8 protein-coding genes are annotated in these 8,880 nt (G+C 55.6%); 2 read left to right on the top strand and 6 right to left on the bottom strand.

The window, feature by feature from the left end; genetic code table 11:
* Window positions 1-213, bottom strand: a 213-nt coding sequence (locus tag L977_RS01985; protein ID WP_047624510.1) for an ATP-binding cassette domain-containing protein, incomplete at its 3' end; no start/stop codon positions are given.
* 384 nt (window positions 214-597) lie between these two features.
* Here L977_RS01985 and L977_RS01980 point away from each other — a divergent pair.
* Window positions 598-2,739: a TonB-dependent siderophore receptor gene (locus L977_RS01980; protein ID WP_047624509.1), complete on the top strand. Its 2,142-nt coding sequence runs from the start codon at window positions 598-600 to the stop codon at window positions 2,737-2,739.
* Between the two features lie 83 nt (window positions 2,740-2,822).
* Here the strand turns inward: L977_RS01980 and parE are convergent, their stop codons facing one another.
* Genes parE through nudF form a run of 5 tightly spaced genes read right to left on the bottom strand, consistent with a single transcriptional unit; the run spans window position 2,823 to window position 7,230 of the window.
* Window positions 2,823-4,715 (bottom strand): DNA topoisomerase IV subunit B, encoded by a 1,893-nt coding sequence (gene parE / locus L977_RS01975; protein ID WP_014885256.1) that lies wholly within the window; start codon window positions 4,713-4,715, stop codon window positions 2,823-2,825.
* Between the two features lie 28 nt (window positions 4,716-4,743).
* Window positions 4,744-5,325: an esterase YqiA gene (yqiA, locus tag L977_RS01970; protein WP_023331317.1), complete on the bottom strand. Its 582-nt coding sequence runs from the start codon at window positions 5,323-5,325 to the stop codon at window positions 4,744-4,746.
* The gene (gene cpdA, locus L977_RS01965) at window positions 5,325-6,152 is read right to left on the bottom strand and encodes a 3',5'-cyclic-AMP phosphodiesterase (protein ID WP_014885258.1); all 828 of its coding nucleotides are present in this window, start codon (window positions 6,150-6,152) and stop codon (window positions 5,325-5,327) included. Before cpdA ends, yqiA begins: the two co-directional genes overlap by 1 nt.
* A gap of 27 nt (window positions 6,153-6,179) precedes the next feature.
* Complete coding sequence (locus tag L977_RS01960) at window positions 6,180-6,602, bottom strand: DUF1249 family protein (protein WP_003862516.1); 423 nt, start codon at window positions 6,600-6,602, stop codon at window positions 6,180-6,182.
* Window positions 6,583-7,230, bottom strand: a complete 648-nt coding sequence (nudF, locus tag L977_RS01955) for an ADP-ribose diphosphatase (protein WP_047624505.1) — start codon at window positions 7,228-7,230, stop codon at window positions 6,583-6,585. Before nudF ends, L977_RS01960 begins: the two co-directional genes overlap by 20 nt.
* A 198-nt stretch (window positions 7,231-7,428) precedes the next feature.
* On the opposite strand from nudF, the gene tolC reads away from it, so the two are divergent.
* Window positions 7,429-8,880, top strand: a 1,452-nt coding sequence (gene tolC, locus L977_RS01950) for an outer membrane channel protein TolC (RefSeq protein WP_156118154.1), incomplete at its 3' end; no start/stop codon positions are given.

Raw genomic sequence — 8,880 nt, 5'->3', positions numbered from 1 at the left:
CTTGCCGTCGAGAACGGCCGCGCCGCCCAGCGGCTGGAGTAAGCGCGCAATCGTACTCAGCAGCGTCGATTTTCCGCAGCCGTTCGCACCCACCAGAACGGTTATTTTCTGCTGCGGGATCGTAAGGGAGATATCATCAACGATGATTTTTTTCTGGTAACCGGCAGAAAGATTCTCCAGAACCAGTCCCGGTTTTTGGGTGTTATGAGCCACGTGAATGCCAACGTAATGAAAAACAGCAATAAATATAAATAAAAATCATTCTCTTTTGAGAGTTTGCCGCCGCGTCATGTAGTAGTCAAGTGAAGAAACACCCTTGAAAAACCAGGGGTAACGGGGCATTGATACGCGATACAAAACACAAATAAGTATCTATTTTTCAATCAATTAAATGGTTAACCTTTTGTATTTTCGTCACGTTTCGCCTGTGTAGCCAATTTTCATCTTTTTTCATTTACTACTACATGCCTGCATGATTGAATGATTCTCAATTACATGTTCGATGCCGGTTCTGGCTAACGAGCAGACCATTAAGGGCAATGACTCACACATTCTTCCGTGGAGGTGATTCACGGATATTTCGGGATAACAGATGTAATGGCTACGTTCACACCTTCACTCTCTGGGGTAAAAGGGCGCGCGCTCTTTTCTCTGCTGTTTATCGCACCGCTGGTACAGGCCGCAGACGCTAATACGGCTAAAGACGGCGAAACGCTTACCGTTATCGCCGATCCCACTGCCGTGGCGGAGGCCACCAACGGCTACCAGCCGCTGAACACCTCCACCGCGACGCTGACCACCATGCCCATGCTGGATATCCCGCAGGTGGTGAATACCGTCAGCGATAAAGTGCTTGAGGATCAGCACGCTACCACGCTCGATGAAGCGCTGTATAACGTCAGCAACGTGGTTCAGACCAACACCCTGGGCGGTACGCAGGATGCCTTTGTACGCCGTGGATTTGGCGCGAACCGTGACGGCTCGATCATGACCAACGGTCTGCGTACCGTCCTGCCGCGTAGCTTCAACGCCGCTACCGAACGCGTGGAGGTGCTGAAAGGCCCGGCCTCAACGCTTTATGGCATTCTCGATCCGGGCGGCCTGATTAATGTCGTCACTAAACGCCCGGAGAAAACCTTCGGCGGCGCAATTTCTGCCACCTCCTCCAGCTTTGGCGGCGGCACCGGACAGGTTGACGTGACCGGCCCGATTGACGGGACCCGTCTGGCGTACCGCCTGACAGGGGAGTATCAGGACGAGGACTACTGGCGCAATTTCGGTAACGAACGCAGCACCTTTATCGCCCCCTCCCTGACCTGGTTTGGCGATGATGCCACGGTGACCGTACTCTATTCCCACCGCGACTATAAAACGCCGTTCGATCGCGGCACGATCTTCGACCTCAACACCAAACAGCCGGTGAACGTCGATCGCAATACCCGTTTTGACGAGCCGTTTAACATCACTGACGGGCAGTCCGATCTCGCTCAGCTTAACGCGGAATACCGCCTTAATAGCCAGTGGACCGCGAAGTTCGACTACAGCTACAGCCAGGATAAATACAGCGATAACCAGGCCCGCGTGATGGCCTACGATGCCAAAACCGGTAACCTCACCCGTCGCGTGGATGCGACCCAGGGCTCAACCCAGCGCATGCACAGCACCCGCGCGGATTTGCAGGGCAACGTGGATATCGCGGGCTTTTACAATGAGATCCTGACCGGCGTGTCGTATGAAAATTACGATCTGCTGCGTACGGACATGATGCGCTGTAAGAACGTCAAAGGTTTCAATATTTACCATCCGGTTTACGGCAAACTCGACAAGTGTACAACCGTCTCCGCCGCTGACAGCGACCAGACGCTGAAGCAGGAGAGTTACTCTGCCTACGCGCAGGATGCCCTGTACCTGACCGATAAATGGATCGCCGTCGCCGGGATGCGCTATCAGTATTACACCCAGTACGCCGGTAAAGGCCGTCCTTTCAACGTTAACACCGACAGTCGCGACGAACAGTGGACGCCAAAGCTGGGGCTGGTTTACAAACTCACGCCGTCCGTTTCGCTGTTTGCTAACTACTCCCAGACGTTTATGCCGCAGTCGTCCATTGCGAGCTATATTGGCGACCTGCCGCCGGAAACGTCGAATGCCTACGAAGTGGGCGCAAAGTTCGACCTGTTCGACGGGGTTACTGCCAACATCGCGCTGTTTGATATTCACAAACGCAACGTGCTGTATACCGAAAGCATCGGGGGCGAAACCATCGCCAAAACCGCGGGCCGCGTGCGTTCTCAGGGCGTAGAGGTGGATCTCGCCGGGTCGCTGACGGAGAACACCAACATTATCGCCAGCTACGGCTATACCGACGCGAAAGTGCTGGAAGACCCGGACTATGCGGGTAAACCGCTGCCAAACGTACCACGCCATACCGGTTCCCTGTTCCTGACCTACGATATTCATAATGCGTTTGCCGGGAATACGCTGACCCTCGGCGGCGGCGGACATGGCGTGAGCCGTCGCTCAGCGACCAACGGTGCGGATTATTATCTGCCGGGCTATTTCGTGGCGGATGCGTTTGCGGCGTACAAGATGAAGCTGCAGTATCCGGTGACGCTGCAGGTCAACGTGAAGAACCTGTTTGATAAGACCTACTACACGTCATCTATCGCGACCAATAATCTGGGCAACCAAATCGGCGATCCGCGTGAAGTGCAGTTTACGGTGAAGATGGAGTTTTGATGTAAAAAAGCCCGGTGGCGCTCACGCTTACCGGGCCTACGATCCATTCCCTCTCCCTGTGGGAGAGGGTTAGGGTGAGGGCATCAGGCCTCAATATCCGCCATATCACCCTTCTCCTGCAGCCAGTTACGTCGGTCTTCCGAACGTTTCTTGGCAAGGAGCATATCCATCATGGCATTCGTTTGCTGTTCGTCTTCGTCGCTGATGGTCAGCTGCACCAGACGGCGCGTATTCGGATCCAGCGTCGTTTCACGCAGCTGCATCGGGTTCATCTCACCCAGCCCTTTAAAGCGCTGGACGTTAGGCTTGCCCTTCTTACGCTTCAGCTGTTCCAGCACGCCCGCCTTCTCTTCTTCCGTCAGTGCGTAATAAACCTCTTTGCCGAGGTCGATACGGTACAGCGGCGGCAGCGCCACGTGGACGTGACCGTTTTTCACCAGCGTGCGGAAGTGCTTCACGAACAGCGCGCACAGCAGCGTGGCAATGTGCAGACCATCGGAGTCCGCATCCGCGAGGATACAGATCTTGCCGTAACGCAGCTGGCTCAGATCGTCGCTGTCAGGATCGATACCGATCGCTACGGAAATATCATGCACTTCCTGCGAAGCCAGCACTTCATCTGAAGAGACTTCCCAGGTGTTCAGGATCTTACCCTTAAGCGGCATGATCGCCTGATATTCACGATCGCGCGCCTGTTTGGCCGACCCGCCCGCCGAGTCCCCTTCCACGAGGAACAGCTCGGTACGGTTGAGGTCCTGTGCGGTACAGTCCGCCAGCTTGCCCGGCAGCGCAGGGCCGCTCGTCAGCTTTTTACGTACCACTTTCTTCGCCGCACGCAGACGGCGCTGGGCGCTGGAAATTGCCATTTCAGCCAGCATCTCTGCCGCCTGAACGTTCTGGTTCAGCCACAGGGTAAAGGCATCTTTCACCACGCCGGAGACGAACGCCGCACACTGACGTGACGACAGACGCTCTTTGGTCTGGCCGGCAAATTGCGGATCCTGCATCTTCACGGAGAGCACGTAGGCGCAGCGATCCCAGATATCTTCCGCCGATAGCTTCACGCCGCGCGGCAGAATGTTGCGGTATTCGCAGAACTCGCGCATCGCATCCAGCAGGCCCTGACGCAGGCCGTTGACGTGCGTACCGCCGAGCATGGTTGGAATCAGGTTGACGTAGCTTTCCGTCAGCAGCTCGCCGCCTTCCGGCAGCCACAGCAGCGCCCAGTCCACCGCTTCAGTGTCACCGCTAAAGTTACCGACGAACGGTTTTTCCGGCAGCGTCGGCAGGCCGTTTACCGCTTCGCACAGATAGTCATTAAGACCATCGGCGTAGCACCAGGTCTGCTCGGTGTTGTTGACGTGATCGGTAAAGGTGATTTCTACGCCCGGACACAGCACCGCTTTCGCTTTCAGCAGGTGCGTCAGGCGAGAAACGGAAAAACGCGGGCTGTCGAAGAAGCTTTCGTCTGGCCAGAAGTGGACGCTGGTACCGGTGTTGCGTTTGCCGCACGTGCCGACAACCTGCAGATCCTGCACCTTTTCGCCGTTTTCAAACGCGATGTTATAGACCTGACCGTCGCGACGGACGTTCACTTCCACCCGTTTGGACAGGGCGTTAACCACGGAAATCCCCACGCCGTGCAAACCGCCGGAGAACTGGTAGTTTTTGTTGGAGAACTTACCGCCCGCGTGCAGACGACACAGGATCAGCTCAACGGCAGGCACGCCCTCTTCCGGGTGGATGTCCACCGGCATGCCGCGCCCGTCGTCGATAACTTCCAGCGACTGATCGGCATGCAGGATGACGTCAACGCGTTTGGCATGGCCCGCCAGCGCTTCGTCCACACTGTTATCAATAACTTCCTGGCCCAGGTGGTTTGGGCGCGTTGTATCGGTGTACATCCCCGGGCGGCGGCGAACCGGCTCAAGCCCGGTGAGGACCTCAATGGCATCAGCGTTATAGGTTTGCGTCATGATTTAAACTAGCAATTCGCATTGATTGTCAGTGGCTGTGCAGTCCAAGAAAATCGACAATCTGGGTGAAATGATTCTCAAAGCCCGTGAAAGCATGGTTTCCGCCTTCTTCTATAGTCTGGCGGCAGGATGCGTAATACGCCACTGCCTGGCGGTAATCCAGCACTTCATCACCCGTCTGTTGCAGCAGCCAGATGAGATCCGGCGCTTCAAGCGGGTCGACCTGCATAACTTTGAGATCGTAAATATGGCGTGACTCTAGCACATATTGCTGCCCGGTGTAGGGGTTCTCGTTTTCACCAAGAAAGTCCCTCAGCAGCTCAAATGGCCGTACCGCCGGATTCACCACAACGGCCGGCAGCATAAAGCATTGCGAGAGCCAGGTGGCGTAGTACCCGCCCAGCGATGAGCCGACCACACCAAACGATTCACCGCCGTGTTCAAGCACGATGGATTCGAGCATTTCCGCCGCCTCCGCCGGATAAGGCGGCAGCTGCGGGATAATCATCTCAACATGGGGGTGATGCTCGCTCAGCCACTGGCGAAACTGTGTCGCTTTTGCGGAGCGCGGCGAGCTGTTGAATCCGTGCAGATAAAGGAGCGTAGACATCAATAGCCTTCTGAAGCGGTATCTGGTCGGAATTGTGCGCCTGCCAGACGGCAGACTTCCGTGGTCAGCGTGCCGTCGGCATGCAGTTCCAGCCAGCGCCAGCCTGGCGCGATAGTATCCAGCGTAAAGTTGGCACAGTGCGGTTTAAACTGCACGCAGGTCGACGGCGTCGCCAGCATGCGGCGCCCGTTCCAGTCGAGATCCTGTTCCTGATGAATGTGTCCGCACAGCAGATGTTTCACGCGGGGGAACTTCGTCAGCACGCGATCCAGCGCGGCGGAGTTACGCAGGCTGTGTTGATCGAGCCAGCTGCAGCCCGCCGGGAGCGGATGATGATGCAGCAACAGCAGGGTATGACGTTCAGGTTCGGCAGCCAGTTTGGTCTCCAGCCAGTCGAGTTGAAACTCGCTTAACTCACCGTGCGGGACGCCAAATACCTGGCTGTCCAGCAGCAGGATCTGCCACTTTTCACCCGCAAAAACACACTTCGCCGGAGAAATCCCCGCGTCCTGGAGCGAGCTGTACATCGCGGGCTGGAAATCGTGGTTCCCCGGCAGCCAGACGCAAGGCACGCTAAAGCTCGCGATGCCTTCAGCAAAATGCTGGTAGGCCGCGGAGGATTGGTCCTGCGCCAGATCGCCTGTTGCAACTATCAGATCGCAGTCGCGATGTTCAGCGTGAATGGCGCTAAGTACTGCCTGATAGCTCTCCCAGGTATTCACCCCGAGCAGCGTCTCATGCTTTTCGGCAAAAAGGTGGGTATCGGTGATTTGTAATATCCTGACTGGCGCCCCACCAGCAACAGTCAGGTTCAACAGGCTTTCCAAATGGTGTCCTTAGGTAGGTTTATGACGCTAACAAACCGGAATCGCCATTGCTCCATGTGCTAAACAATATCTTAGCCAGTCGGCTAAAAACTGGTTAATTTGATGCTTTTCGTCGCGTTGATGCAACTTTTTATTCGGGTAATCATACCGCGCCTTGAAGCGAAAGATCTGCTGACTCGAACACACTTCAGCGACCATCGCATCATGATAGAGGCGCACCGTCATTGACGGCAGGCTCCAGTAGCTAATGCTGGGCGCCGTTTGTTCAATTTCGACCAGCGTAGTGTAGCGCGTTGATTCTGTTATCGTTAACCGATACTGCGCATTGCTCACCTGATAGCTTACCGTTTCGCCGGGTGCGTCATTTCTCGGCAGCAGGCGGCGCAATTGTGCGAAATTGGTTTCGCACAGGCGCATCATTTCTGGGAAGTCAGGTGTATAGCGCTTCATTTTTCCACTCGTTTCGTAATGTCTGATAATGCAGTTGCAGCCATTGCAGGGCAATGACAGACGCTGCGTTGTCGATTTTCCCCTCTTCTACCCACTGATAAGCCTGTTCCCGGCTCACCACATGAACCCGAATATCTTCGTTTTCATCAGCCAGACCGTGGATCCCTTCCGCCGTCGTGGCGTCCACTTCGCCCACCATGATGGACAAGCGCTCGCTGGTGCCCCCCGGGCTCGCCAGATAACTCAACACCGGTTTTGTACGACCAACCACCAGCCCGGCCTCTTCCAGCGCCTCGCGGCGTGCGACGTCTTCAACCGTCTCGCCCTCTTCGATCATCCCGGCCACCATCTCCAGCAGCCACGGGCTCTCACTGACGTCATACGCGGCGATGCGGATCTGCTCCACCAGCACAACTTCATCACGCACTGGGTCAAAGGGTAGCAAGACAGCCGCATGCCCGCGCTCAAAAATTTCGCGTCTGATTTCGCCGCTCATTTCACCGTTAAACAGGCGATGCCTGAAACGGTAAAGATCCATTGAAAAAAAACCGCTATAAAGCGTTTCTCGTGCAATAATTTCTACATCGTTTTTGGCGAATGTCACGGGCAACTTTTCTGGTTTTTGCATGAGTCGAGTCCTGGTAGCAATGGTGATGAAATTGTGAATTTCAAGGCTGTTTGGCTGCCGTTTGTAAGGCTATATGGTAGATTGGTGCAAATTACCGCCAGATGGCACGTAACGCCAACCTTTTGGTGTGGATGATTCTGTTAGAATCGGCAATTATTTTTTAATTAGATCAGCGCTAATACTGCTTCACAACAAGGAATGCAAATGAAGAAATTGCTCCCCATCCTTATCGGCCTGAGCCTGACGGGCTTCAGTGCAATGAGCCAGGCGGAAAACCTGTTACAGGTCTACCAGCAGGCACGTCTGGGCAACCCTGATTTACGTAAATCAGCGGCCGATCGTGATGCTGCGTTTGAAAAGATTAACGAAGCGCGTAGCCCACTGCTGCCGCAGTTAGGTTTAGGTGCAGATTATACCTACAGCAACGGTTTCCGCGACGCTAACGGCGTTAACTCCAATGCTACCAGCGCCTCACTGCAATTAACACAGACGCTGTTTGATATGTCCAAATGGCGTGCCCTGACCCTGCAGGAAAAGAGCGCGGGTATTCAGGACGTCACCTATCAGACCGATCAGCAGACGCTGATCCTGAACACGGCCACCGCGTATTTCAACGTGCTGAGCGCCATCGACGCGCTCTCCTACACTGAAGCGCAGAAACAGGCGATTTACCGTCAGTTGGATCAAACCACCCAGCGCTTCAACGTGGGTCTGGTAGCGATCACCGACGTACAGAACGCCCGTTCACAGTACGACACCGTGCTGGCTAACGAAGTGACCGCGCGTAATAACCTCGACAACGCGCTCGAAGCGCTGCGTCAGGTCACCGGCAACTACTATCCTGAGCTGGCCTCTCTGAACGTGGACAGCTTTAAGACGGATAAACCGCAGGCGGTTAACGCGCTGCTGAAAGAGGCGGAAAACCGCAACCTGAGCTTGCTGCAGGCGCGTCTGAGCCAGGATCTGGCCCGCGAGCAAATTCGTCAGGCGCAGGACGGTCACCTGCCAACCCTGAGCCTGAGCGCGTCTACCGGCGTCTCTGATACCAGCTACAGCGGCTCTAAAACCAATACGTCACAGTATGACGACAGCAATATGGGCCAGAACAAAGTGGGCCTGAGCTTCTCCCTGCCGCTGTACCAGGGGGGTCAGGTTAACTCGCAGGTGAAACAGGCGCAGTACAACTTTGTTGGCGCGAGCGAGCAGCTGGAAAGCGCGCACCGCAACGTGGTGCAGACCGTTCGCTCTTCCTTCAACAACGTGAACGCCTCTATCAGCAGCATCAACGCCTATAAACAGGCCGTGGTGTCTGCACAGAGCTCCCTGGACGCGATGGAAGCCGGTTACTCCGTGGGTACACGTACGATTGTTGACGTGCTCGACGCGACCACCACGTTGTACAACGCGAAACAGCAGCTCTCCAGCGCACGTTACCAGTACCTGATTAACCAGCTGAACATCAAACAGGCTCTGGGTACGCTGAACGAGCAGGATCTGCAGATGCTGAACAGCACGTTGGGCAAACCGGTTTCAACGTCGCCAGAAAGCGTCGCGCCTGAGAACCCGGATCAGGTTGCCGCCGTTGATAACTTCAACGCTAACGGTAGCACCCCTGCGGCACAGCCAGCCGCCGCGCGTAGCACGATGTTC

The sequence above is a fragment of the Enterobacter sp. ZOR0014 genome (assembly GCF_000798855.1).
In the GTDB taxonomy this organism is placed as follows: domain Bacteria; phylum Pseudomonadota; class Gammaproteobacteria; order Enterobacterales; family Enterobacteriaceae; genus Enterobacter; species Enterobacter kobei.
This window is presented reverse-complemented; position numbering and strand designations above follow the sequence as displayed.